This window comes from uncultured Planococcus sp., from assembly GCF_947501725.1.
Taxonomy (GTDB): Bacteria; Bacillota; Bacilli; order Bacillales_A; family Planococcaceae; genus Planococcus; species Planococcus donghaensis_C.
Window position 1 is genome coordinate 171,007 of record NZ_CANMXD010000006.1, and the last position, 25,412, is coordinate 196,418.

The 25,412-nt window shown below is 44.2% G+C and carries 30 protein-coding genes and 1 riboswitch; of the genes, 2 read left to right on the top strand and 28 right to left on the bottom strand.

Annotated features, from left to right (window positions below; translation table 11 throughout):
- Positions 1-6: 6 nt before the first annotated feature.
- The 23 genes from Q0785_RS11050 to flgB are packed head-to-tail and all read right to left on the bottom strand — an operon-like array spanning position 7 to position 19,807.
- A complete protein-coding gene (locus Q0785_RS11050) occupies positions 7-765 on the bottom strand; it encodes a FliA/WhiG family RNA polymerase sigma factor (protein ID WP_298829686.1) in 759 nt (252 codons plus the stop codon).
- A 36-nt stretch (positions 766-801) separates the two neighbouring features.
- Positions 802-1,671, bottom strand: coding sequence for a MinD/ParA family protein (locus Q0785_RS11055; RefSeq protein WP_298829688.1), 870 nt, complete (start codon positions 1,669-1,671; stop codon positions 802-804).
- Entirely contained in the window at positions 1,664-2,773 is a 1,110-nt protein-coding gene (gene flhF / locus Q0785_RS11060) for a flagellar biosynthesis protein FlhF (RefSeq protein ID WP_298829690.1), read from the bottom strand. Before flhF ends, Q0785_RS11055 begins: the two co-directional genes overlap by 8 nt.
- The gene (gene flhA / locus Q0785_RS11065) at positions 2,770-4,809 is read right to left on the bottom strand and encodes a flagellar biosynthesis protein FlhA (RefSeq protein WP_298829693.1); all 2,040 of its coding nucleotides are present in this window, start codon (positions 4,807-4,809) and stop codon (positions 2,770-2,772) included. Before flhA ends, flhF begins: the two co-directional genes overlap by 4 nt.
- A 22-nt stretch (positions 4,810-4,831) precedes the next feature.
- The gene (gene flhB, locus Q0785_RS11070) at positions 4,832-5,920 is read right to left on the bottom strand and encodes a flagellar biosynthesis protein FlhB (protein ID WP_298829695.1); all 1,089 of its coding nucleotides are present in this window, start codon (positions 5,918-5,920) and stop codon (positions 4,832-4,834) included.
- Positions 5,921-6,700 carry a flagellar biosynthetic protein FliR gene (gene fliR / locus Q0785_RS11075; RefSeq protein WP_298829697.1) on the bottom strand — a complete coding sequence of 260 codons (780 nt, stop codon included), beginning with the start codon at positions 6,698-6,700 and terminating at the stop codon, positions 5,921-5,923.
- Between the two features lie 6 nt (positions 6,701-6,706).
- Positions 6,707-6,976: a flagellar biosynthesis protein FliQ gene (fliQ, locus tag Q0785_RS11080; RefSeq protein ID WP_142827577.1), complete on the bottom strand. Its 270-nt coding sequence runs from the start codon at positions 6,974-6,976 to the stop codon at positions 6,707-6,709.
- 16 nt (positions 6,977-6,992) lie between these two features.
- Positions 6,993-7,682, bottom strand: a complete 690-nt coding sequence (gene fliP / locus Q0785_RS11085) for a flagellar type III secretion system pore protein FliP (RefSeq protein ID WP_298829702.1) — start codon at positions 7,680-7,682, stop codon at positions 6,993-6,995.
- Positions 7,679-8,326 (bottom strand): flagellar biosynthetic protein FliO, encoded by a 648-nt coding sequence (locus tag Q0785_RS11090; protein WP_298829704.1) that lies wholly within the window; start codon positions 8,324-8,326, stop codon positions 7,679-7,681. The genes fliP and Q0785_RS11090 overlap by 4 nt, the downstream gene beginning before the upstream one ends.
- A gap of 26 nt (positions 8,327-8,352) precedes the next feature.
- Positions 8,353-9,444 carry a flagellar motor switch phosphatase FliY gene (gene fliY, locus Q0785_RS11095; protein WP_298829705.1) on the bottom strand — a complete coding sequence of 364 codons (1,092 nt, stop codon included), beginning with the start codon at positions 9,442-9,444 and terminating at the stop codon, positions 8,353-8,355.
- A complete protein-coding gene (gene fliM, locus Q0785_RS11100; protein ID WP_298829707.1) occupies positions 9,434-10,417 on the bottom strand; it encodes a flagellar motor switch protein FliM in 984 nt (327 codons plus the stop codon). Before fliM ends, fliY begins: the two co-directional genes overlap by 11 nt.
- Before the next feature lie 13 nt (positions 10,418-10,430).
- Positions 10,431-10,646: a flagellar FlbD family protein gene (locus Q0785_RS11105; RefSeq protein ID WP_298829709.1), complete on the bottom strand. Its 216-nt coding sequence runs from the start codon at positions 10,644-10,646 to the stop codon at positions 10,431-10,433.
- A 48-nt stretch (positions 10,647-10,694) separates the two neighbouring features.
- Positions 10,695-11,471: a flagellar hook-basal body complex protein gene (locus tag Q0785_RS11110; protein ID WP_298829711.1), complete on the bottom strand. Its 777-nt coding sequence runs from the start codon at positions 11,469-11,471 to the stop codon at positions 10,695-10,697.
- 42 nt (positions 11,472-11,513) lie between these two features.
- Positions 11,514-11,969 carry a flagellar hook capping FlgD N-terminal domain-containing protein gene (locus Q0785_RS11115; protein WP_298829713.1) on the bottom strand — a complete coding sequence of 152 codons (456 nt, stop codon included), beginning with the start codon at positions 11,967-11,969 and terminating at the stop codon, positions 11,514-11,516.
- Positions 11,970-11,985: 16 nt separating this feature from the next.
- Complete coding sequence (locus tag Q0785_RS11120) at positions 11,986-13,362, bottom strand: flagellar hook-length control protein FliK (RefSeq protein WP_298829715.1); 1,377 nt, start codon at positions 13,360-13,362, stop codon at positions 11,986-11,988.
- A 4-nt stretch (positions 13,363-13,366) separates the two neighbouring features.
- Positions 13,367-13,852 carry a flagellar export protein FliJ gene (fliJ, locus tag Q0785_RS11125; RefSeq protein WP_298829717.1) on the bottom strand — a complete coding sequence of 162 codons (486 nt, stop codon included), beginning with the start codon at positions 13,850-13,852 and terminating at the stop codon, positions 13,367-13,369.
- Entirely contained in the window at positions 13,839-15,155 is a 1,317-nt protein-coding gene (gene fliI / locus Q0785_RS11130; RefSeq protein ID WP_298829719.1) for a flagellar protein export ATPase FliI, read from the bottom strand. The genes fliJ and fliI overlap by 14 nt, the downstream gene beginning before the upstream one ends.
- On the bottom strand, positions 15,136-15,942 hold the full coding sequence (locus Q0785_RS11135; RefSeq protein ID WP_298829721.1) for a FliH/SctL family protein: 807 nt from the start codon (positions 15,940-15,942) through the stop codon (positions 15,136-15,138). The genes fliI and Q0785_RS11135 overlap by 20 nt, the downstream gene beginning before the upstream one ends.
- The gene (gene fliG, locus Q0785_RS11140) at positions 15,935-16,948 is read right to left on the bottom strand and encodes a flagellar motor switch protein FliG (protein ID WP_298829723.1); all 1,014 of its coding nucleotides are present in this window, start codon (positions 16,946-16,948) and stop codon (positions 15,935-15,937) included. Before fliG ends, Q0785_RS11135 begins: the two co-directional genes overlap by 8 nt.
- A gap of 11 nt (positions 16,949-16,959) precedes the next feature.
- Positions 16,960-18,597, bottom strand: coding sequence for a flagellar basal-body MS-ring/collar protein FliF (gene fliF, locus Q0785_RS11145; protein WP_298829725.1), 1,638 nt, complete (start codon positions 18,595-18,597; stop codon positions 16,960-16,962).
- Between the two features lie 25 nt (positions 18,598-18,622).
- Complete coding sequence (fliE, locus tag Q0785_RS11150) at positions 18,623-18,919, bottom strand: flagellar hook-basal body complex protein FliE (RefSeq protein WP_298829727.1); 297 nt, start codon at positions 18,917-18,919, stop codon at positions 18,623-18,625.
- A gap of 25 nt (positions 18,920-18,944) precedes the next feature.
- A complete protein-coding gene (gene flgC / locus Q0785_RS11155) occupies positions 18,945-19,400 on the bottom strand; it encodes a flagellar basal body rod protein FlgC (protein ID WP_298829729.1) in 456 nt (151 codons plus the stop codon).
- Positions 19,401-19,405: 5 nt separating this feature from the next.
- Complete coding sequence (gene flgB, locus Q0785_RS11160) at positions 19,406-19,807, bottom strand: flagellar basal body rod protein FlgB (protein ID WP_298829731.1); 402 nt, start codon at positions 19,805-19,807, stop codon at positions 19,406-19,408.
- Between the two features lie 79 nt (positions 19,808-19,886).
- A riboswitch (cyclic di-GMP riboswitch) is annotated at positions 19,887-19,973 on the bottom strand.
- 222 nt (positions 19,974-20,195) lie between these two features.
- On the opposite strand from flgB, the gene Q0785_RS11165 reads away from it, so the two are divergent.
- Entirely contained in the window at positions 20,196-21,032 is an 837-nt protein-coding gene (locus tag Q0785_RS11165; RefSeq protein WP_298829733.1) for a flagellar hook-basal body protein, read from the top strand.
- Between the two features lie 17 nt (positions 21,033-21,049).
- Complete coding sequence (locus Q0785_RS11170; protein ID WP_298829736.1) at positions 21,050-21,892, top strand: flagellar hook-basal body protein; 843 nt, start codon at positions 21,050-21,052, stop codon at positions 21,890-21,892.
- A 53-nt stretch (positions 21,893-21,945) separates the two neighbouring features.
- On the opposite strand, the gene flgL is transcribed toward Q0785_RS11170, so the two are convergent.
- From flgL to Q0785_RS11195, 5 genes are read right to left on the bottom strand one after another with little or no spacing between them, the layout of a single operon-like run.
- Positions 21,946-22,827, bottom strand: coding sequence for a flagellar hook-associated protein FlgL (flgL, locus tag Q0785_RS11175; protein ID WP_298829738.1), 882 nt, complete (start codon positions 22,825-22,827; stop codon positions 21,946-21,948).
- Between the two features lie 28 nt (positions 22,828-22,855).
- Positions 22,856-24,124 carry a flagellar hook-associated protein FlgK gene (gene flgK, locus Q0785_RS11180; RefSeq protein WP_298829740.1) on the bottom strand — a complete coding sequence of 423 codons (1,269 nt, stop codon included), beginning with the start codon at positions 24,122-24,124 and terminating at the stop codon, positions 22,856-22,858.
- A gap of 25 nt (positions 24,125-24,149) precedes the next feature.
- Entirely contained in the window at positions 24,150-24,635 is a 486-nt protein-coding gene (locus tag Q0785_RS11185; protein WP_298829742.1) for a flagellar protein FlgN, read from the bottom strand.
- Positions 24,636-24,665: 30 nt separating this feature from the next.
- Positions 24,666-24,935, bottom strand: a complete 270-nt coding sequence (flgM, locus tag Q0785_RS11190) for a flagellar biosynthesis anti-sigma factor FlgM (RefSeq protein ID WP_298829744.1) — start codon at positions 24,933-24,935, stop codon at positions 24,666-24,668.
- Between the two features lie 22 nt (positions 24,936-24,957).
- Positions 24,958-25,386: a TIGR03826 family flagellar region protein gene (locus Q0785_RS11195; protein ID WP_298829747.1), complete on the bottom strand. Its 429-nt coding sequence runs from the start codon at positions 25,384-25,386 to the stop codon at positions 24,958-24,960.
- Positions 25,387-25,412 lie beyond the last annotated feature (26 nt).

Here is a 25,412-nt window from a genome sequence, read left to right on the forward strand (position 1 = left end):
TCTAGCTTAATAATTATCATGAACAGCTAAAATTGAAGCATGCAGTCGAAGCATCGCTTTTGAGTGGAGCTGCGACACTCTGGATACACTGACGTTGAGGATTTCTGCGATTTCCGTTAATTTCATTTCTTCGAAATAACATAAAGAAACAGTGATTTTCTCTTTTTCCGGTAGACGGTCAATTGCCCGCACCAGTGATTCTTTGGTCATCTGTTCTGAAAGGTGGCGTTCAGGAGAATCCGTATAATAGTTCCCAAGCGTTCCCCGTTCTTCAAAATGCTCATCGTCCATCGAAATCATCGTCGATAAGGCGGCTTCAGAAACAGTTTTATTGAGTTCTGCTTTGGTGATGCCCAGGTACGAGCTGACCTGCTCGTCAGATACCGCGGAATTATTTTCCTGCTCGAGCAGAAGATAGGCTTTCTCAATTTTCTTCACCTTATCCCTGACTGAGCGTGGAAGCCAGTCGCTGTGCCGCAACCCGTCAATAATGGCGCCTTTGATACGCCAGGAAGCATAGGTTTCGAATTTCAAATCCCGCTCGATATTGAACTTGCTCAAGGCATCAAGAAGCCCTTCATAAGCGTAGCTGCGCACATCGTCTTTTTCCACAGTTTTGGGCAGACTGATCATGAACCGTTGAATCACGTAATCCACCAAAGGAAGATACTGTTCAACCAGATATTCGCCAGCTTCCGGGTCCCGATGTTGTTGCCAATCGCTCCAGCAGCTAAGTTCTTCTTTGGATAATTTATGATTCAGCATGATTTCCACCACCATTTCCAAGCGGAAACACCGCTCTTATTTAAAAAGGATTTTCATGATAAACCCTTTAAGCCCTAATTTATACGGCACCCGCAACTGGAGAAACTCATTGGCCGTCCGTCGGATTGCCTCTGCCGCTTCGCTGTTCGGATAAGCCAGCAAGAGGGGCTTTTGCCGCTTTACTGCATCTGGAAGATGGGAATCGCTTGGAATATAGCCCAAAGCGCCAATCTCTTTACCCAAAAATTGCTCAGCTGCCTGCTTGAAGTTATCAGCTGTCCGCAGGCCTTCCTTTGTGCTGATGCATTGATTGACCACCAGCTTCATATGGACATTCGGATCTTTGCCATGGACCATCTTGACGACAGAGTAAGCATCCGTGATTGAAGTCGGTTCAGGTGTCGTTACGAGAATGACGTCATCAGCAGCCAAGATAAAGCGAAGATTTTCGTAAGATAGGCCTGCTCCAGTATCCAAGATGATGTAATCTACTTGGCCCTGAAGCGTACTCAGCTCACGGAAAAACTTCTGCAGTTTAAAATCATCCATTTGGAACAGATCATTAAAGCCGTTGCCGCCTGAAATGAACAGTAGCCCATTCGGTCCTTCTTCGATGATGTCCTGTGCAGATAGATCTTTTTCAATCATTGTGGCGATCGTTTCCCGAGGCGTCCGGCCAAGCAGCACATCGATATTGGCAAAGCCCAGGTCAACATCGAAAATCAATACTTTTTTATTTTGTTCAATCAGACTCAATCCGAAATTCAAGGCGAAATTAGATTTCCCGACTCCGCCTTTGCCACTGGTAACCGCCAGAACCCGAGTCTTTTTAACAGGTTTCCGTTCAGGTTTTTCGGATTTCTTGCCCATCATCTTTTCACGAAGCTGATTTGCCTGATCAAGCATGATGGTCTTCCCCCAAAATGAAATCCGATGCCAATTCAGGCGTGAACGCCAATATATCATCCGGTACGTTTTGGCCGTTGGCGATGTGGCGAATCGGAATACCGTAATGACGGATCAAATTGACAATTGCCCCAGAAGAACTTGTTTCATCCTTTTTGGTCAACAACAGCTCGTCCATCGCGATGGACTGGAAGTTTTCGATGATCTTTTTCATGTCTTCATATTTGGCAGTCAGGCTCAGCACCAGGTGAATCTGGACTTTGCTGCCTTCAGGCAATAAGCGGGTCAACTCATCGATATACTGGGTCTGCTGATAATTCCGTCCTGCTGTATCCATCAAAATGATGTCGCAGTCATGGAAGTCCTTGATGGCGACCGTCAGATCTTCCGAGGTTTCGACCACCCGGACGGGAATATTCAGGATGCTGCCATAGGTCTTCAATTGTTCGACGGCAGCAATACGGAACGTGTCTGCCGTGATCAACCCCACTTTTTTATCTTTCGTCAGCATATAATCCGCCGCAATCTTGGCGATGGTTGTCGTCTTGCCCACGCCCGTCGGACCGATAAAGCAGATGACTTCCGGATTCTTCACCACTGGCTGCGGCTGATTTTGCTCGAATATGGAAATCAATTCTTCACGTGCCAGCCGCCATACATTCTCTAACGTTGGGTCAGTGTTCAATTCGTCCTTCACCATCAGTTTTGCCAGCAAATCTGTCTGCACATCCGGTGCGACTTCCTGTGCAGCCAATCGTTCTTTCAGCAATTGAAAGGCTTCTGGAAGATCTGCTGCTTTTACCTGCTGCATCATGAACTGCTTGATATTCTTTAATTCGGAAATCAGTTCAGTTGAGGAATCGGTGTTTCTGTTTGGCTTTGCAATCGGCTGTGCCTTTGGTGCTTCTGCCTGTTGCAGTTTTGGTGCCGCGACAGGGTCGATAGCGGCTGTAACTTCCAATTTTTCTTTTTGGAAGAACCCTAAAAATCCGCCGGTCTTTATTTTTTTCGTATTCAGGATCAAGGCATCTGCGCCCAAATCCTGCTTGATCATCGGAATCGCTTCGGTCATCGTTCCCACTATATATGTTTTCAGCCTCATGAGATATTAACCACTCCAACACTTTGAATTTCAATTTCCGGTTCCAGTTCGTTATAGGACAGCACCGGCAAGTCTGGCGCAAAACGCTCCACGAACTGCCTCATGTAAATACGGATGGCGGGAGATGTCAGCAGAATCGGCTGTACGCCGGTTTGCTGAAGCTGTGCTGCCTGTTCCGTGATTTTCTGGAAAATCGTCTGGGAGGATTCCGGATCGATGGACAGGAAATTGCCCTGCTCCGTCCGGTGTACCGAGTCGGCGAACTTTTTCTCTAGGCTCGCTCCTGCCGTAATGACCTGAAGCGGCTCTCTTTGCGTTGCGTATTGCAGCGTAATCTGACGTGATAAAGACTGGCGAACATATTCCGTCAACAGGTCCGTATCTTTTGTCTGCGAGGAATAATCGGCCAAGGTTTCCAAAATGACCAGTAAGTTGCGGATCGATACTTTTTCTTTCAGGAGCTTCATCAATACTTTTTGCACTTCGCCGATGGTCATCAGCTGCGGTACCAATTCCTCCACAACTGCAGGTGCAGTTTCCCGCACGTTCTCGATCAGCGACTTGACTTCCTGTCGGCCGATCAGTTCATGGGCATGGCGCTTGATGACTTCCGTCAGATGAGTCGAAACGACAGACGGTGGATCGACAATGGCATAGCCTGCCATTTCAGCTTCTTCTTTCATGTCTTCATTGACCCACAACGCAGGCATCCCGAAAGCGGGTTCGACCGTTTCGATGCCTTCCACGGCTTCATCGTCGACACCCGGGCTCATGGCCAGGTAATGGTCGAGCATGATGTCTCCTGAGGCCACCCGGTTGCCTTTGATCTTGATGACGTATTCGTTCGGCTGCAGCTGGATATTGTCGCGGATCCGGATGACCGGCACCACGATGCCAAGCTCCATCGCACATTGCCTGCGAATCATGATGACGCGGTCCAACAGATCGCCGCCCTGGTTTTTATCGGCAATCGGAATCAGGCCGTAACCGAATTCAAACTCGATGGCATCGACATGCAACAGGTCGATGACGCTTTCCGGGCTTTTCATCCCTTCCAGCTCTTTTACGTCCTTGCTGATTTCAACATCCTGCTTTTCTTCTGAATTTAAGGTTTTCTGCATCTGGAAAGCACCATAAGCGATGACCCCGGCAATCGGCACGACCAGCATCGGGCTGATCGGTGTGAACACGGCGAACATCACTAACGTAGCTGCAACGATATACAGCATCTTCGGATACGCGAATAGCTGCTTGGTGATATCCGACCCTAAATTACCGTCGGATACCGCACGCGTTACCACAATACCCATAGCGGTGGAAATCAACAGCGCTGGAATTTGGGAAACCAGCCCGTCTCCGATCGACAGCAGGGTGAACAGCTGAGCCGCTTCTCCGAATGGCAATCCGTGGACCATCACGCCGATCAGCAAGCCGCCGATGATATTGATGATGGTGATGATGATGCCGGCAATCGCGTCTCCTTTGACGAATTTGCTGGCACCATCCATGGCACCATAGAAATCCGCTTCCGAGCTGACTTTTTCACGTCGGCTTTTCGCTTCCTGATCCGAGATCATTCCGGCGCCGAGGTCGGCGTCGATGCTCATCTGCTTGCCGGGCATCGAATCGAGTGTAAATCGTGCAGCAACTTCCGCTACCCGCTCCGATCCTTTCGTAATGACCAGGAACTGGATGATGACCAGGATCAGGAACACCAAGATCCCGATGATGGCACTGCCGCCGACTACGAACGAACCGAATGTTTCGATAACCTGTCCACCGGTCTGGTTGGTGAGGATCGAACGCGTTGTCGAGACGTTAAGTCCTAAACGAAATAATGTCGTCAGTAATAATAAAGTAGGAAAAATAGAAAATTGCAATGGTTCTTTTGTATTCATCGCCACTAACAGGATCGTTAGGGCAAGACTGATATTGACCATGATCAGTACATCTAATAAGAGCGGCGGAAGAGGGATGACCATCATCACAACAATCATTATGACGGCTACCATGATGGCATAATCTCTGAATTTCACGCGGTTCCCTCCTCTTTCCCGTTCATCGGATTTTTCCTTTTAGTCGGTAAATATATGCTAATACCTCTGCCACGGCCAGAAATAATTCTTCCGGAACGGTATCCCCTATTTCAACTTGGGCATACAGCGCACGTGCAAGAGGCTTATTTTCCATCGTCACAATTCCAAGTTCTTTTGCTTTTTCTTTGATCTTTAAGGCGAGATGATCTTTGCCCATTGCGATGATGACCGGAGCCGCCATCGTTTCGGCATCGTACTTGATGGCGATTGCATAATGCGTCGGATTGGTGATCAGCACATCCGCGCCCGGCAGATCCTGAATCATCCGATTCATGCTCATTTGCCGTTGCTTGTCTTTTATTTTTGATTTGATCAGCGGATCGCCTTCCGCTTTTTTATATTCATCTTTGATGTCCTGTTTGGACATCCGTATACCTTTTTCAAATTCGTATTTCTGGTAGATATAATCGAGAATGGATAAACACAATAAGATGAGCCCAGCAACCAAACCCATCTGAAACACTAACGAGCCGATAAAAGATAAGGAATGGCTGATGCTTTTTTGTGATAAAGAAAAAAGTTCGTCCTTGCCGAGCCACAGCACACCAAAGGCAGCGCCTCCGATAATGGCAATCTTCAGCAGGGATTTTCCTAATTCAACCAAGGCGCGGGCAGAGAAGATCCGCTTCGCCCCTTTGATCGGATCCATCCGTTCCAACTTCGCCATGATGGGATCTGTTGAAAAGATGGCACCTACCTGGATGAAGTTTCCGAGAAAGCCGAAGACCACGCCAATCAGCATGATCGGGAGCATCAGCAAGAATGCATTCATGGCCATCTGTTCAAACAAAGTACGGATAGTCGCCGGCGTTATTTCCCAGGAAATATATTCGGTGAAATGGATCCGGTAAATGGCCAAAATCCGGTCCAGCATCCAGCCGCCCAATGAATTCAGCAGCAGGATGCCGCCAAGGATAATCATCGCCGCAGCAACTTCAGGGCTTTTGGCTACCTGTCCCTTCCGCTTGGATTCTTCGCGTTTTTGCGGTGTCGCTTTTTCGGTTTTCTCACCGGCAAAAAATTGCAGGTCCAACGGATACCTTTTCACCACTTACGTTCCTCCTAATAAACTGATCAACTGAGCCATGCTCACCAGGATTTTCTCGAAGAGAATCTGCAGGATGTAGAAGAACACGGGCATGGTCAGAAAAAGCATGATAAAGCCGACAAAAATCTTCAATGGCAGACCGACCGCAAAAATGTTCAGCTGCGGCACTGTTTTCGCCAGAATGCCAAGTGCAATATCCACCAGGAACAAAGCGCCCACAATCGGCAGCGCGATCTGCAGCGCAATCAGGAACATCTCCGTAAACAGGCCGGTCATAAATTGGGCGATGTCTTCGGCTTTCACCGAAATCGCCAGGCGCTCCACCGGAAACACGCGGAGACTCTGCATGACGCCGTCCAGCATCAAATGGTGGCCGTTGGCTGTCAACAGGAACAATAGCGCCATCATGTACTTGAAATGGCCGATGATCGGCACCTGCGCCCCTGTCTGCGGATCCAGTACATTGGCCATGGAAAAACCCATCTGAAAGTCGATGAAGGCGCCGGCGATCTGAACTGCGTATAATAAGAGCGCCGCTGTAAAGCCGAGTGCCAAACCGGTTCCGAGCTCTTTGATGATCAATAATAGATAGGAAGAGTCCAATGGGATCGTGTCGCCCATCGGCAAAGTCGAAACGGCGACAAACGCCAGAAAAGCGGCGATGCCGATTTTAAATTGCGCCGGAACGCCCCGCATCGAAAAAATCGGAGCGATCAGAAAAAAACTGGTTAAGCGGATGAGCATCAGCAGAAAATAAGGCAGTATGTCAAAAATCGTTTCCATGCCCGCTTACCCGATGATTCTTGGCAGCTGCTGAAACAGGTCTCGCGTATAATCCAGCAGCAAAGTCAGCATCCACGGTCCAAAGACCACCAGCGAGATGAAGACTGCCAGTATTTTCGGGATGAACGCCAAGGTCTGTTCCTGGATTTGAGTCATCGCCTGGAAGACACTGACCAATAATCCGACAGCTAATGCAATCAGCAGCATCGGAGCGGATATGAGGATAATGGTAAAAATCGATTGTTCTGCTAGTTTGATCACCATATCTGGAGTCATCGTTTTCTTCCCTTCGTCAAAAGCTGACAAGCAGCGATTCGATTATTAAGTACCAGCCATCCACCAGGACGAACAGCAAAATTTTGAACGGCAGTGAGATCATGACCGGCGGCAGCATCATCATCCCCATCGCCATCAACGTGCTGGCTACGACCATATCGATGATCAGGAAAGGAATGAAAATGACAAAGCCGATTTGGAAAGCGGTTTTCAGCTCACTGATGGCAAATGCCGGAATCAGTGAAGTCAACGGAATTTCTTCAATGCTGTCGGGCTTTTCGAGCTCCGCGTATTTGAAGAACAAGGCCAAATCCTTCTCCCGTGTATTCTGTGCCATAAATTCTTTTAATGGAACGATGGCCGTATCGAGTGCTTCCTGCTGTTCCAGCTCACCGTCCAGGTAAGGCTGCAAAGCCGTTTCGTTCATCTCCATCGCAATCGGCGACATGATGAAGAATGTCAGGAACAATGCCAGTCCGACCAATACCTGGTTCGGCGGCATCGACTGTGTGCCAAGCCCGGTCCGCACAAACGACAGGACGATGATGATGCGTGTAAAACTGGTCATCATGATCAGGATTCCCGGAGCCAGTGACAGGACCGTCAATAGGAAGAATAATTGCAGGGTCGTCGAGACATCTTCAGGCGATTCGCCGCCGAAATCAATGCCCGGAATATTGATGGATGATAAAATTTCCGGAATCATAGCGGACGCCCTTCCTGGTCTCTTTGTTCTTGCCCAAGCTCATTTTCAATCGCTTGCTGTTTGGCTTTTTGTTTGTTCAGGCTTTGTTTGAAAATCTGATCAAAGCCTTTTTTTTGTGGGCTTTTCGAAAAACTGCCGATTTTCTTTTTCGTAAAGTCCAACAGATTTTTGGAAAGTGCCGGCTGCTGCTGTTCAAAGTCTTTTTCGATGCCGCTGATTTCCGCTGCATCCGAAAACTCTTTGATCAGTGTTACTTCATCGCCGACACCGATCAGGTACATCTGGCCGCCAACTTTCACGAGCTGCAGCGACTTGTTGTTGCCAAGCGGCGTTCCGCCCATCAGCTTAACTGCCTGGTTGGGTTGAAGGTTTTTCTGACGGGCTGCCAGGAATTTAATCAGGCCGTAGATCATCGCCACGATCAATAGCGTATAAAGCACTAGTTGAACGATGATGCCAGCCAGGCTTTTTTCTTCTACTGGAGCTGCGACGACAGGATCTGCCGGCGTTTCTTCTGCCGGTTCTTCATTGTTCAGCCATTCAACGACATTCGGGCTTGCCTGAACAGATGGCGCGGACAGCAGTGCAGTGAAAAGAAGAGCCGCCATGATTAGAGGTATATATAGAAATTTTGTTTTGTTCAATCTTGGTAGACTCCTTATATCTGGCATTAACGCAGTTTCGAAATACGCTCGGCAGTGCTCAGTACATCCGTTACACGGACGCCGAAATTCTCATCGATGACCACTACTTCCCCCACTGCGATCAGCTTGTTATTGATCAGGATATCGACGGGTTCGCCAGCCAATTTATCCAGTTCAATGATGGACCCTTGGGAGATTTCCAGTATTTCTTTGACCATGCGTTTTGTACGCCCCAATTCTACGGTTACTTGAAGCGGAATATCCAACAGCATGTTCAAGTTATTCGGTTCGGAATCAGTAGACTCTGGTTCATCAAAACTGGAAAATTGGACATTCTGAATTTGAGGTGATGCGGCTTGATCAGTCACATGGTTTTTTTGTGTTATTGATTCTGATTCTGTTGAGTTTTTATCTGTTTGATAGGGCATTACTTGAATCTCCTCTGCTGCTTCTTCCTCTTCCTCTTCAAAGGAATCTGTCAAAATTCCGACCATCTGTTTTGCTAATCGAATCGGGATGCATAAGTGAAGGTTCAATTTATGGAGGTTCCCAATCTTAATTTCAAAGACGGCTTCTACAAACCACTCTTCATTCGTAAAATTCCCCACTCGAAAATCTTCATGACGTTCAACTGTATCCATTCCCGATAACGAATGAACAATTTCACATTCCAGCACATTTGATAAGGAACTTGAAACTGAGTTGAACATTTCTTGGATAAAGTCTTGTATAACATGAAACTGTTTATCTGCATCTTCATTGCTGCTCGAATCGATTAATTCTGCTGCAGCTGAAACTTCTTCTTTATTGATCGACAGAATTTGAATGCCTTTGATTCCGCCTGCATATTCACCCAGGACAATAAAAAATGGAGCCACTGTATCTGACAATAAATGATCCCTTTCGATCACTGACAGCATTGGAGCCGAAACGGTTACTCCTTCCCCAAAAATAGGAGATAAGACAGTAGCAGAGCCGCCAAGTGATACGGTTAATAACTCTCTTAAAACTTCAATTTCCGGTTTAGACAATGAACTTTGGTTTTTCAATTTCGTACTTTTAGTTTGTTGACCTAACAATCCCTTAACTTCATCTGGAGATAATTTATCAGTTGTCATCGAATACGTCTCCTTCTGCAAAAACGTCTGTTACTTGAATTGCTAATCGGCCTTTAGAAACCCCGGGTTGCGCAAAAAACTTTTGTTTTCCATCGACGAGAACTGTAACCGAAGAATCATAGGATTCGTTCAATCGAATGACATCGCCTTCTTTAAGTTTCAAGAAGTCACCGATATCAATTTTTGATCTGCCTAAAATAGCTTTAATCTCTAACTTCGTACTTTGCAATTTTTTCTCTAAGGCTTCTAATTCGTGATTCTCAATTTCTTTTTTCTGATTCGCAAGCCAATGGCGGGCAGACAACTTAGGCAATACTTGTTCTAGTACCACGTGGGGGAGGCAAATATTAATAATGCCTTCCACATCACCGATTTTTGTGTGTAAAGAAACTAAAATCACTGTTTCATTTGGAGGAGAAATTGTTAAAAATTGCGGGTTTATTTCTATTTCTTTTAACTCAGGAGACAATTCAATGACTGAAGCCCAAACTTCCTGAAAGTTTTCTAACGCTTTTATAAAAACTCTTTCAATAATACTTACTTCAATTTCCGTCAAATCACTGCTCTTCAGCAGCACTTTACCTTGTCCTCCAAGCAATCGGTCGAACATCACATTTGCGACATTTGGAGAAAATTCCATAGCCATACTGCCTTGAAGCGGCGCTGCTTCAAATACACCTAAAATTGATTTTTGCTGCACATTCTGAATAAACTCTTCGTATGAAATCTGTTCAACAGCTGAAACAGAAATTTGTACAAATGCTCGCAATTGAATCGAAAAGTAAGAAGTTAACAGGCGTGCAAAGTTTTCATGAATACGAGTCAAGGTACGTGTTTGATCTTGTGAAAAGCGTAAGGCTTTTTTGAAATCATAAGTTCGAACATTTCGGTCTTTTGTTTTTGGAGCTAGTTTCTCTGTATCTAACGTCGAAAGCAGCTTCTCGATATTTTTATCGGATAAACCCTCTGTCACGGCTTTTCTCTCCTCATTCCATCAAGTTTGGTTCTTGTAAACGAGGCAAAATGTTAATTTCTCGATAATAATCAGTCACTTTTCCAGTCACTTCGTCTATGGATTCCAAAACATGTACTTTTTTGCCCGAAGTCAGCGTTACTACGGTATCTGGAATTGCTTCCAGTCTTTCAATGTATATAGCATTCAAAGTGATTGAGGATTGATTTAATCTAGTCAAATTAATCATTTAGAATATCAAGGTCAGGAAAACTCCTGTACCTTAACCGTCCCTCCTTTATCGTTTCAAGTTAATAACTTCTTGCAAAACTTCATCAGAAGTGGTGATTGTACGAGAATTGGCTTGGAATCCACGCTGTGCAATAATCATTTCCGTAAACTCTTCGGTAAGATCCACATTTGACATTTCCAACATCCCCGAACTAATTTCAGTATTGCCAGCAGTCGCTGTGCCTATAGCAAGAGCACCACCTGCAGCTCCGGTCATTTCGTATAACGATCCTCCAACTTTCCGAAGCCCTTCTGGATTAGGCGGAGTTGAAATACCCACAGAGCCAATAGTAGTTTCTGTTCCATCAGCTTGTCTGCCAATCACTTCACCCGAACGATTGATGCTGAAAGAATCATATCCTGCTACGTTGATTGATTGTCCAGCACTGTTTAACACATTGTAGCCTTGAGCTGTAACTAAGTCTCCAGCCGCAGTGACTGTAAAATTACCAGAACGAGTTAAGTATTGTCCTCCAGCAGCAGCTTCTGGATCCTGGACTACAAAAAATCCGTCACCCATAATTGCCAAATCTGTTCCGACTCCCGTCGTCATGGCAGAACCTGCGTTATGATTTACATTGATTGAAGCTGAAGCCGATCCCAGACCGACTTGCATTGGATTAGCCCCGCTGTTCGACATGTTTTGGCTAAGCAAATCCTGAAAGTTGATTGTACTTTTCTTATAGCCGATCGTATTAACATTAGAGATATTGTTCCCGATAACATCTAATTTTGTTTGAAAGTTTTTCATACCTGATACACCTGAATACATTGAACGTAACATTTAATTTTCCCCTTTCAAGAATCCTCTTTTGACCACGCTAGGTCAGACGATTTCTTGTCCACTTGTGCCTGCTGTTTGTTTTTCAACCCGTTGAATCGATTCAATTGGAACTTTTACATCCGTACCTTCAATTTCGGCCATCAATTCACTGTTCTTGCTCGACAAGGCTTTGACAATGCCCTCTCCTGAACCCGTTTCTGATTCCCATTTAATCGAAGTGCCGATTAAATGCGCATAATCCGCTAACGAAGAAGTTCCCTGATTGCTGACAAATTGCGTCATCGTTTTGTTTAAGTTGGTCAATTGCTCCAAGCTCGTAAACTGTGCCATCTGGCCAATAAATTCGGTGTCTTTCAACGGCTCCATTGGATCTTGATGCTTCATTTGAGTCACCAGGATTTTCAAGAAAGCGTCTTGTCCTAATGCATTTGTCGCTTCCGTCTTGGCCGCCGGTGTTAACGTAGCAGCCGATCCGGTACTCGCTGTCGAGATATTCATCCAATCACCCTTTCTTTTATACTGTATAATCCACTTTCATCAACTGGCCCACCGAAGGCTGCCGTTCGGCTGTTCTCTCTTCTTCCAGCTGTAAATAACTGTTTTTATTGCGTGCCGTTGTGCCATTGCGCTGTTGCTGCTGAGAAAAGCGCTGTTCGGCTTGGTTGCCTGCCTGCCCGAATGGCGACTGAGGTTCCTGTTGCAGCACTTCGATTTTCTCTACTGCTACTCCCTGCTGAACCAATGAAATTCTCAGTTGATTTAGTTGAAGTTCAAGTGCCTCTTTCGCCATCGGTGTACTCGCCATAATTTGAGCAGCCAGTTTTCCGTTGGTCGAAGTCAACAGGATTTCCAGATGGCCAAGATGCTCAGGAAAAATGTTAACGCGCATCTTCATGCCTTCGGGGCTGTCTACCAAACGCATTGAGCTTTTCAGCATCCCGCCCAAATCTTCCATCAGATTCGATAGTCGAACAACTGGTGCAGGCTGCGGGTTGGTTTCTGTCCGAACAGGGTTGCTCATGGATTTAGCAGCCTCAGGTACCGTAGTTGCAGGTACATGCACCGGTGTTTCTTGAGGAGCTTTGGTTTCGAGCACTTTAGTTTCAGGCGCTTTGTTAGTCTGAAGTTCTTCTGTATTTTGAGGTTTGACAGCAGATAGAACTTCTACCGCCTCGGCTTTTTGCTGACTTCCTTGGGTTTCAACAGAGACTCTTTGAAGTTCATTGATCGGTTTCAGCGCTTCATGCATAAATCTCGGGCTATCTTTTACAGGCTTTACTCCTTCTAGTTGCGGTAAAAACGGCAACTCTTGGCCAGTCGTTTTTTTCTGCTGAACCGTCAAAGCCGCGTGCTGCTCTTTTTCAAGCATATTAATTAGTTCATCCAGCTGTTTAGAAATTTGAGGCAGATTGATTAAATTAGTGCTATTCTTTTTTTCTTCAGCCCCCTCAAAAACTGAAGGACCTGCGAATTCTGTAGTAAATTTGTCGGAGAGTATCTTCAGCTTTTGTTGGATGTTGTCGAGCAGTACAAACAGTTTGTCCCCGGCCGCAGTTTCATTTTCTTCAATTTCACCTGTCAGGTTCGGCTCCGAAAAACCAGTTCCTGCACTTCCAGTTTGAAGTTTCTGCAATTGAAAGATAGCGTATTGAAGCTCTTGTTGTTCCGTCGTTTGTTCTTCAACAGGCAACTCCTGCAAAAAGTTTAATAGAGTTTCCAAGCTTGCCAGCAACTCTTCTGCGGGTGCTTGTTCTTCACTTGGAAGCTCCATCTCCATGTTTAATGAATCCAGCAATGAAGCAAATACGCCTTGATCTTCAACAGGTAAAGCAACAGCTGTGCTTGCCGGGAAACCGATTGCTTTTGGTAATGATAATTTCAATGCTTCCATCTGCTTAAATGCCTTCCGCTAAGTTACTGGCTTTAGTTAAGCGGTAAAACCGTGTGCTCGCCATTTCATCAAAAAAGCTTTGTTCGGCAGCTTTGGTTTCTTCCTTAAAGCTAGTCAGTTTCTGCTGTTTCAAGTTTTCCCAAGTTTTTTCTTCCTGGGCTTTCTTTTGAAGTACTCCTTGAGATGCCGAAACATTTTTCTGCAAGTGTTCAAGTTCTCGCTTAGAAGAAAGCGACTGGTCTTGAAGCTGGTGGATGTACTCCTCCAACATTCTCAGTTCTGAAATATTGACACCGCTTTGCTGCTTGGCGTTTTTCAGTTGCTCCACATCAGTGATTTTGTTTTGGATAGCTCTGTTTCGCTGATGGCCTACTTCATGTTGCTTAATGGCTTCGGCCACTTGGATCTGCGCAAAGCCCTTTTCATTTTCTTTTAAATCCAATATCTTTTGAAATCTAAAATTAAATTGTGTCAGTTTAAACGCCTCCAAATTGTGCTGATAACCGTTCTATACTTTGTTCCAGTTTGGCTTTTTCATATACATCCTGCTGCAGGTATTCCTTAATTAGCGGATGCGATCGAATCGAATCGTCAATTTCTTTATTGGCACCGCTCTTGTAGGCACCGATATTAATAAGGTCTTCTGAAGTTTCATAAGCTGCAAGCAAACGCTTGAATTCACGCGCCGCCTGTTGGTGTTCTGCTGAGACGACTTCGTGCATGACACGGCTAACGCTGGCCATGACATTAATCGCCGGGAATTGGCCTTTTTGGGCAATTTTGCGGTCCAATACGATATGGCCATCCAAAATTCCGCGCACCGCGTCAGCAATCGGCTCGTTCATGTCATCACCGTCCACTAACACGGTATAAAAAGCTGTAATGGATCCTTTACTTGAAGTGCCTGAACGCTCCAAAAGCTTTGGCAGCAAGGCGAAAACGCTCGGCGTGTAACCTTTACTTGTAGGCGGTTCACCCACTGCCAGTCCAACTTCCCGCTGCGCCATGGCAAACCGGGTAACCGAATCCATCATCAGCATGACGTTCTTTCCTTGGTCACGAAAATATTCAGCAATCGCTGTTGCAGTCAACGCCGCCTTGATGCGTTGCATCGGTGTTTGATCAGAAGTCGCAGCCACAACTACTGATTTTTTCAATCCTTCAGGACCGAGGTCCCGTTCAATGAAATCACGTACTTCACGGCCACGTTCACCAACCAATGCAATGACATTGATATCAGCTTCTGTATTGCGTGCAATCATGCCCATCAATGTACTTTTTCCGACGCCGCTTCCGGCGAACACGCCAACGCGCTGTCCTTGTCCCACAGTCAGCAAACCGTCAATCGCTCGGACGCCCACTTCTAGTGGTTTATCGATTCGGGGACGCTTCAATGGATTGGGTGGTGCATTATTGGTTGAATACTTTTTCAGTCCGCGCGGCAGTAAGCTCTCATCAAGAGGCATCCCAGTTCCATCAAGCACTTTACCTAAAATAGTAGGACCAACTTTAATTTGAAGCGGTCCACCGGTTGCAACAACGAGACATCCAGGACCGACCTGCGAAAGATCCTGCAATGGCATTAGCATAATTCGATTTTCCTTGAATCCCACCACTTCTGCTTCAATTGGCGGTTCATTACGCTTTGGGTACAACAGACACAATTCACCGATTTTAGCATTAGGCCCTCTGGACTCGATAGTCAGTCCAATGACTTGAACCACTTTTCCATGCTTTTTTACTGGTTCCATCTCATCCAGCAAAGACACATATTCATCTTCCCATAGGTTCATCGTTTATTTTCTCCTCACAATAAGCGAGCATTTGTCTTCTGATTTCTTCTAATTGGCTATCCACAGTTGCATCATATGAGCCACTTGCTGTTTGAATCAGGCATCCACCCATTGTCAAACTAGCCGCTGGAATCAACTTTAATTCGGAGTCTGCTTTAACATAGGTTCTCAACTCTTCCATAAAAGGCAGAACTAGCGGGTAATCTTCGAGAGCTACTTGCAACATGACATCTTCTGCTTCTTCAACTTGCCGAAGTGCCTGCTTAATGATATTCAACAACTGTTCTTCATTTTGTTTTAATTCTTGTTTAATTACTTTTTCAGCAATCTTTACACTTAGTGATAACAAGAACGGTTCCGATTGTTGAATTATTTGAGCTTTTTCTGAGTATGCTGTTTCGATTAACGTATTCATCTCTTGGCGTTTTTGTTGAAATTGTTCTTCTATTGTTGTAAGTCCTTTATCATATCCCGCTTGAAACCCCTGTACAGCTGATTCTTCGGCCAGTCTTTTTGCTTCTAGCTCTGCTTCTTCCCGCTTTTCCAACCACCACTGTTCAATGGTTTGCTGCGCTTCTTGTTTCTCTATCTCCAATTGATCCTTCAATAACTTTGCTTCAGCATGTAAATGTTCAATGTCTTGCCGCAAACTTCTTCTTTGCTGTTGCGAATCAACTGTTCTTTCAATAAAATCTAATTTTTTTGTTTCAATTTTTTTTGTGCCGATTATTTTTTTTTCACTGATTAAAGAAGTTGACTGGGAGTGATTGCGGATAATATTAGACAATCAACTCATCCCCTTTGCCACGAGAAACTGCGATTTCACCTTTTTCTTCGAGACTTCTCATTAGCGAAACGATACTTGTTTGGGCATTTTCTACATCTTTCAGTTTCACTGGTCCCATTACATCAATTTCATCACGGATGAGATCTGCACGACGCGTTGACATATTTGCATATATTGCGTCTTTCACTTCATCACTTGCCACTTTCAATGCAAAAGTTAAATTCGTATCGTTAACATCACGAATAACTCGTTGTATAGATCGCGAGTCCAAATTAATAATATCTTCAAAGACGAATAGACGTTTCTTGATTTCCGCGACCAAATCCGGATTCTCTTTTTCCAGCGCTGAAAGGATTGCTCTCTCTGTTCCAAGGTCAATCTTATTCAGTACACGGACAATCGACTCAACTCCGCCGGTTGCCGTGTAATCCTGAGTTCCGGAAGCCGAAAGCTTCCGCTCCAAAATCTGTTCTATCTGAAAGATAACTTCAGGGGACGTGCTTTCCATAAGTGCAATTCTGCGCGCAACCTCTGCTTGTTTTTCACCAGGAAGCTGGGATAGAATTTCGGAAGATTGCTTAGCATCTAAATAGGATAGAACCAACGCAATAGTTTGCGCATGCTCATGCTGCAAAATATTCAATATCTGGTTTGGATCTGCTTTTCTCGCGAAATGAAAAGGTTTCACTTGCAAGCGGTTTGATAATCGTCCAATGGTTTCCATGGCTTTTTCTTTTCCGAGAGCTTTTTCCAAAATACTTCGAGCATAGCCCAGTCCACCCTCATTCAAATAATCCTGGCCTAACATCATGTCATAAAATTCATTGATAATAGCGTCTGTCTGACTGTTTGGTAATTGACGGACGTTCGCAATCTCCATCGTCAATAAATCAATTTCAGCTTCTGTTAATTGTTTAAACAAATCCACCGAAACGTCTGGTCCAAGCCCTACCAGTAAAACCGCCACTTTTTGTACGCCTGTTAATTCCTTTGTCGTTTTAACCATCTATTACTCCCCTATTCATCTGCCATCCATGATCGAAGCAATTTAGCAAAATCTTCAGGTCTTCCTTTAGCAAGTTTTTCAATTGTCTTTTGCTTTGGATTTGATTTCGAATTAAATACAGATAAATCGATTTCTTCTTCAAGTTCTACTTGATTCGACTTGGCCAATGCCTGTTCAAACCCTCCAAAATCATATTCCTCTTCAAAGATTTCTTCTTTTTTCTTTCTGCGAAGCAATAGGACTGCCACAATAATGATGATAAGGAGTACAATTGCTGCACCGATTACAAGAAGAAGATTATTCGGAATCCCTGCCAGGAACGTTGCTTCCGGCTCTTCGTCTTCAACTGCCGGACGCCCCTGGAATTCAGTTGCAAAGACAGAGATTTTATCTTCCAGTTCCGCCTCAGTTGCAGCAAATTCATTCATGCTCAATGAAGTACTCACCGCATTCTTCAATAGATTGCTTATGTCCGTAACGTTTTCCTGCGTTAAACTCGCCGGGTTTTCCGGAACTGGTGGTTCCACACCGACATTGATCGTAATATCATCGATTACATATGGACTCATTTCAATTTGGCGGTTGATCCGGTTGACTTCACTGTTGATCCGTTCTTCGGTCCGTTCGGATTCACTGTTGCCGGCACCATCCACACCAGGATAATTAGCAACTTCTGTTTCACCGGTTCCAGCCGCATCTTCTATCACTGTGCCTTCACTTGAATACGTTTCAACGATCCGTTCCACACTGATATCCAAGCCTTCATTGTTCTCGATATCGATAGGTTCAACCAACTGTTCTTCCCGCTTTTCTTTCGTGAAATCGATGTTCGTCATAACAGAGACAACCACTTTGTCCTGACCGAGAAGCAAGCCGAGCATTTGCTGCAGCTCCCGCTGAATATCCTGTTCGATGCCTTTTTGAATTTCACGATGCTGTTGGTAAACCGACAGATTGGTATCTGCCTGGTTGGCATCCTGTACTTCAAACACCTGGCCATTCTGATCCATGATGACAATCTGCTCAGCTGGTAAACTCGGTACCGATTTGCTGATCAAATGATACAATCCATTTATTTGTTTCTGATCCAATTGGAATGTCGAATCGCCTGTAACAACGATGGAAGCTGTTGAAGTCTGCTCTTCGTCGGTAATCCAAACATTTTCCTTCGGCAGCGTAATCATGACATTCGCTTCCGTCACACCATCAATCTGTTGAATTAAATACGCCAGTTCATTTTGCATGGCATCCCGCTCCACCACATCAAAATGGCGATCGGTCATTCCGAGACCCATGTTTTCACTGAATATGCCATAGTTCACATTGCCGTTTTTCGGTATGCCTTCCGCAGCCAAACTGACCTTCAAATTGGCCAAATGCTCTTGCGGCACACTGATCGTCTTGCCGTCGGCCGATACTTCCACCGGAATAGCCTGTTCTTCAATCGCGGTCTTGATTTCCCCCGCTTCCGCTGCGGTCAAATTTGAATACAGCACCGAAAAATCGGAGCGGCTGCTGAGAAAAACAAAGACAATCAAGACCAGCAAAGTGATAATAAATGAGCCGATTACAGACCATTTTGTTACAGGAGAAAAACTGGTCCATGACTCACGCAACTTCGTTTTATATGTCGAAAACTTCTCTTTCATCTAGTCATCATCCCGCCGGTTCTCATCATACTTGCATTCTCATCACTTCTTGATAAGCCTCGACAACCTTATTGCGGACCTGCATCGTCATCTGCAGCGACAAGCTGGCTTTTTGCGAAGCGATCATGACTTCATGTATATCCTGTACTTCTCCTGTCACCAATTGATTGGTCATTTTATCCGATTCGTTTTGTGCTTTGCTCACTTCTTTTAACGCATCTTTGAATATTTCCCCAAACCCTTCTACTTTGTTTTCGGGTTTCATTTTATCGAACAATTGATTTTGGATAAAAGGCGTCTGAATCTGGCTTATTTTTTCCATGGTGCCTCCTTAATGATTTAATGAGTTATTTTCCAATCTCTAAAGCTTTCATAAACATGCTTTTTGAAGCATTCAACGCTGTGACGTTGGCTTCATAGGAGCGGGTTGCGGACATCAAGTCCACCATTTCTTTCAATGGATCGACATTGGATGAACGGACATAGCCATCTTCTCCAGCATCCGGATGTTCTGGATCATAAGCCATCGTGAATGGTGTCTCGTCTTCTCTGATTTCCGAGACTTTAACACCAGAAACAGTTGTATTTCCTTTATTGATCACTGACTGAAGCTGATTGGCAAAAGGTGATGCACCGCTTTGTGACAGTTCTACCGTTTTCCGGCGGTACGGCATCCATTCGCCGTCCACCAATTCGGCGCGGTTGGTATTGGCGTTTGCAATATTGGCAGATACGACGTCCATGCGCAGTCGGTTGGCTGTCAGTCCGGAAGAACTGATATTAAATCCGTTAAACAAACTCATCTTTTTTATCTCCCTCCATTAATAACAGAGCTTAGACTATTGAGTTTCCCATTTACTCGTTCAGTGACAGCGTTGTACCACAACTGGTTTTTTGCTAGTTCAGCCATTTCAACATCCATGTCCACATTATTGCCGTTGTTATTGTATTTAGTGGAGTTGTTTGTCAAAACTTCCGTTTTTGTCATTGATCGTTCATTGCTGAACGACAGGTGTTGCTCGTTTGTTTTATAACTCGAAAGGCTTTGCTGATTCATTGCCGTATCTAAAGCCGCTTGAAAATCGACTTTTTTACTTTTGTAATTAGCCGTGTCCACATTGGCGATATTTGCTGAATGCACTCGTTGCCTTAAAGTTGACGCCGACAGCGCTTGTTCCATCGTTTCAAGGGATTTAGGGAATATACTCATTGATAAACTCCTTTTTTTTACATTTTATTTTAATAAAAATCCACCTTAAAAAAAGGTGGATTTTTATAAATCTACCATTTTTGGTAACCCGGCTGCCATATACACTGTGTAGTTAGGCCCGTGGCTTTGCGTCTTTATCTTTCGAATAAGTTTGCCATTATCACAATGATTTAATCTATTTTATTTTCAAACTCGTCATTTCGTACTATTTTCAAAAATTAATAACAACGTGATAGTATCATGTTTATATAATTTTGTATATTTTTCTTTTAAATGTTTTTTTAATGTTAAATTTTCCATATTAATCTAAAAGTCTCTATTTATATTCCATTTTAAATGTTATGCTACGCGAGAAATAATGAAATAGTTTTTGAGAGGAAGAACTCATATGTTTCGTGGATTATATACTGCTACATCAGGAATGATGGCCAATAATAGGATGCAACAGGTCTTAACCAATAACCTATCAAATGCCAGTACTCCCGGTTTCAAAGAAGATCAAACAGTCATGCGCGCTTTTCCCGATCAGTTGATTAAAGCAATTGAAGCTGGTAAAAAAGGTACAATAGTCCCCCAAAATATTGGGACTTTGACCACGGGTGTATATGCTCAGGAAGGAATTCCTTCTTTTTTGCAAGGACCTTTAAAAGAAACCGGTAATTTGACGGATTTGGTGCTGATGGATGAATTATTGCCTGCAAATCCGGAAACCCAGAAAAAAGGAACTATGGTTTTTGCAGTAGCTGCAGATAATGATGAAGTGCGCTACACGAAAAACGGAACCTTCGCCGTGAATGCCGAAGGGACATTGACAACCAGCGATGGATTCGCAGTCTTGGATGCAAATCAGCAACCGATTCAAGTTGGTTCAACTGACTTCACAGTACAGGATAATGGACAAATTATGTTAGCGGATGGCACACAAGCCGGCCGTCTATGGATTGGCCATACTGAAAATCCGGACCAATTTGTAAAAGAAGGACAGAACCTTTTGCAATGGGCCGGAGATCCGGAAGGCACTCCACAATTCTTTGATAATGTTGCTTTGCTGAATAATACGGAGAGCTTTGTAAAACAAGGATTTATCGAACAATCGAATGTTGACTTGACCCAGACGATGACAGACATGATGACGACTTACCGAGGTTTTGAATCGAACCAAAAAGTGATACAAGCCTATGATCGCAGTATGGAAAAAGCCGTCAATGAAATCGGTCGCGTATAAGGAGGAATTGGTTTTCAGTGAGTATCCAAATGAATACAGCAAGCAATACCATGGCTGAACTGCAAAAAAAGATTGACTTGATCGGCAATAACATTGCCAATGTAAATACCAATGGCTATAAACGCCAAGAAGCGAGTTTTTCTGATGCACTTGTACAATCCATTGAAAAGCAAGTTGGTCAGCAAAACGAAGTTGGACGAACTACACCTTATGGATTGCGCATCGGTGCCGGTGCAATTCTTTCCCAAACTGCAACCCGTAATGAGCAAGGCTCTATTCGACAAACAGATCGCCCGCTCGATTTTGTGATCCAGGGCGATTCCGCATATTTCCGTGTTGCATCAGAAGACAATACCTTTTATACAAAAGAAGGCTCTTTTCAGGTACAACCAATCTTGAATTCAAATCAAGTAAGCCTTGTTACTGCGAACGGAGATGCCGTTCTTGGAGCCAATAATCAGCCGATCACTTTTGATGCTGATTATGATTCCATCCAGTTAAATGGAAATGGGGCTTTGGAAATCTCCTTTAAAGATCCCAATAAACAACCAGTTGAAATCCAATTGGGCATCGCACAAATAAACCGGCCCAATTCTCTCGAAAAAATTGGCGGTAACCGTTTCAGCCTGACGGGTACCGAAGCAGAACAACTCGTCAACGGCAATTTGCAGCTGATTGATTTATCGCAGCAAAATGACGGTTCCATCTCTATTAAGCAAGGCGCTTTGGAAGCCTCCAATGTTGACCTTACCGATGAAATGACTGAATTAATTTCCACCCAGCGATTGTTTCAATCACAAGGAAGAGCCATTTCCTATGCTGATGATATGATGGGCTTGGTCAATACAATAAAAGGATAACGAAAAAAGAGCAGATGCCCCGCGGGCGTCTGCTCTTTCGCAATTTAATTCCTTTATCTTAAAAAGTCCATTAAACTCGGCTGGATTATTTTTGATGATGCAGCGAGGCTTGCTTGGTAGACGCTTTCTTCGCTTGTTAACTTGATGATGGCTTCAGCATAGTCGGTATCCTGCAATGTTGACAGCATGGATTTGAGCTCCAAGTTGCTGTCCAACAAGCGATTCTCCACCGCTTCCAAACGATTTTGGCGACCCCCATTTTCGGCTGTTACCGTCAGAAGCCGTTCAATTCCACCATCGATCTTATCCAAGTCCACTTTTTCATCAGATTTCAAGCTATTCACCATTTCATTCAAAGTCTGAAACAAGTTTGTTTCGTCATTAGCATTCCCAAATAATTTATCTGGCGTGACGCTCGCTTCTATAGTGACGTTATCGCCAATAACAATCGTTTTTGCAGCCACTTCAAAAGTTGTCGTTAGATAAGAATCGGATTTCGGATACGGTGCTTGGTCAGTATTTTTTCCGTTGAACAAAAAGTCTCCATTTACTTTTGTATTAGCGAATTCTCTCACTTGTTCGGTCAATTGTTCAACTTCTGCTGCAATCGCTTTTCTGTCTGAATCGGACAAAGTGTCGGTATTACTTTGAACGCCCAGTTCCCTCACACGCTGCATAACATTGACCATCGCATTAATATTTTGATCGGTTTCTTCCATCCATAATTTCGCTTCGCCAGCATTTCGTTCAAATTGCTGATTGGCAGCTAATGAACTTTTCAAGCTCATCGATTTACTGACACCATTCGGATCGTCCGATGGCCGGTGAAGCAGTTTGCCAGTCGAAACCTGATTATTGACTTTTTCAAAACGGCTCAAGTTTTGATGCATATTTCGTACTGAATTTTGATTGAGCATTTGGTGTGTGACTCTCATTCTGCTTCCCTCCACGTTCCTTCAGTTATCAGACGCCCATCCGGTTTATGATGGTATCTAACATTTGATCCGTCATCGATACTAAGCGAGCTGCCGCATTATAAGAATGCTGGTATTTGATGAGGTTTGCCATTTCTTCATCCAGTGAAACACCAGTCACGGACTGTCTTCGATTTTCTGTTGCCAATAAAGTTGTTTCGTGATTAACAACGGAGTTTACAGCAGCTTGACTTTCAGCGCCCAGTTTGCTGACTAATGAACGAAAATCAGTTTTAGCTGACTGTGAGCCGCTTTCCATTGTTGCAGGAATCTTCGGATTTTCCATACTGTAGTTAACTTTAACAGTTGAAATATCAAATTCAGCTGTATTACCTGTAAATAATTGGCCATCCTTACCGCCTGCCGCCGACATGCCGTTTGCCGAAACAAAACTTTCAACAACTGCATTCATTTCCTGATGGTATTTATCAGCGATTTGCAGCGACTGGCTGAGACCGGCAAGCTTGCCTCCGTATATTTCATTTTCTCCAGTGCCGACTTTGTAATCAATTTCATTTACTTGGGTTCCTGTAACCAATGCTGCATCTGTCGACTTTAACTTGATGCTGTAAGAGCCATCTGCTTTTTCTTCGACTTTGACTGACATCAGCTTCGACAGTTCTTCAACCGCAGCATCGCGTTTGTCGCGCAAATCGTTTGCTTGGCTGCCACTGCGGACAATACTGCTATTTAAATCGGCTATTTGCTTCAAGTAAGCATTGGCTTCTGCGACTGTCGACTGCGATTGTTGAACCAAATCGCTTTTTAAATTTTCCATTGAAGCATTCATCGATTGAGCAACTTCTACAAAAGCTTGAGCACGCTCTTTAACGACGGCCTGTGCTGATAAACTTGTAGGTTCATTTCCAAGGTCCTGCCAAGCATTCCATAACTGATCCATGGCTGAGTTTAAGCCCGTATCGCTAGGTTCGTTAATTACCGTCTCAAGCCGATCCAAAGTCGCCTGTTTTGCTTCCCACTGACTTAAGGTTCCTGATTGATCGCGATGCTGCTGATCAAGGAATTGATCTCTTACACGTGTAATCGAGTCAAGGTTGACACCCGTTCCCAACTGTCCGGAGTTTGCTCCGCTATTCGTCCAAATATCAACAGATGCTGACGCACTGGCGTTTACTTGTTGCCGCGAATAGCCTTTTGTATTGACATTGGCGATGTTTTGTCCAGTTGTAGCAATGCTTGCCTGCCCAACGGATAACCCACGCTTCCCTAACTCTAGACCGTGAAAAGATGAGACCATTATTTCCCCTGCTTTCTAAAAGTTCTTAAGCTCTTGTATCGAAAAAGCCCTGATTATTTGTCTGCGCTTTTTGCTGTCCGACTGGTGACTGATAATTAAAATGCTGTTGCTTCGACTTCGTTACTTGGGTAATCATATGTTGAACAAAGCTCATCGAGTCTTCAAGGATTTTTTCATTAACCTTGTTTTTTGCCTGCAACTCAGTCAAAAGCATTTGTAAAGTTTTCAATTGGGAGTGAAGCTCTTTTTTTACTTTTTCATCTGAAATCTGTTCAGTAAATTCACTGAACGTCAGGCCAGGATGTTCATTGAGGACATCTGCCATTAACTGCTGGCGCTCGTCCTCCAGTTCGCCCAATTGTTTAATAAGCTTGGACTCTTCTTTCACCAACTCAGTTAGTTCATCCACTTTACGTTCAATTAACACAGTTTGTTTCCGTTCAGCATAGCGAATCAACTGTTTCTGCAGACTGATCAATTCGTCCAGCGTCGTGACGACTAAATCCAGCATCCGACACCCTCCTCTTTTAAGAGCTTCATTCTACTTATCAAACCAGAATTGATGGACTTTATCAGCTACCTTATCAACGTCGACTTGGTATTCACCCGCTGCGACCTGGGCTTTCAAAAGCTTTATCTTTTCCTGTCTTTCGATATCCGCTGTTCCATTTTTTTCAAACATGGCTTTTGCCTGATTTGAAATTTGCAGTTCGTCTTCTTTTTGTATCGGTCTCGCCTTCGCTGCGGGAGTAACCTGCAGCTTTTGATAAGCTTGTATAAAGGAAGAACCGTTTGTTTTGTCGATATTCATTCCTTCACCGCCCTAACTTTTTTTATTTTCTTAGCTTCCAATATTGTGCGTTTGCAGAAACGCTTACAGGGTTCCTAGCCATTTGCTCTCTAAACTGATCTGCTTGAAGTGATTTGTTGAGCTCTGTTGAAAATTTATTGGCACATTCGGTACATAAACTCTCTCTTTTTATTACCTTACCACACTGTGAACACGGGTAACCCAGATTCGGATAATCTGCTGCATACAGACGCCCATCGCGAATAAATTCTTTAATCCGCTTTTTCGAAACCTCAACGGCTTCACTGACTTCAGCAATCGTCGCCCCGCGGTTCTCTTCGGCTTTCAAAAACTCTGCTACGAGTTTAAATTGCTGCTCGATATCCTTGTAGCAATCCAGGCAGTAATCTGAATAGCTTTTATTGAATAGCCTGCCGCAAATACTGCAATTTTCTAACCGGCTTGCCTGCATTCACTTCACCTTATCTCTTCTATAAT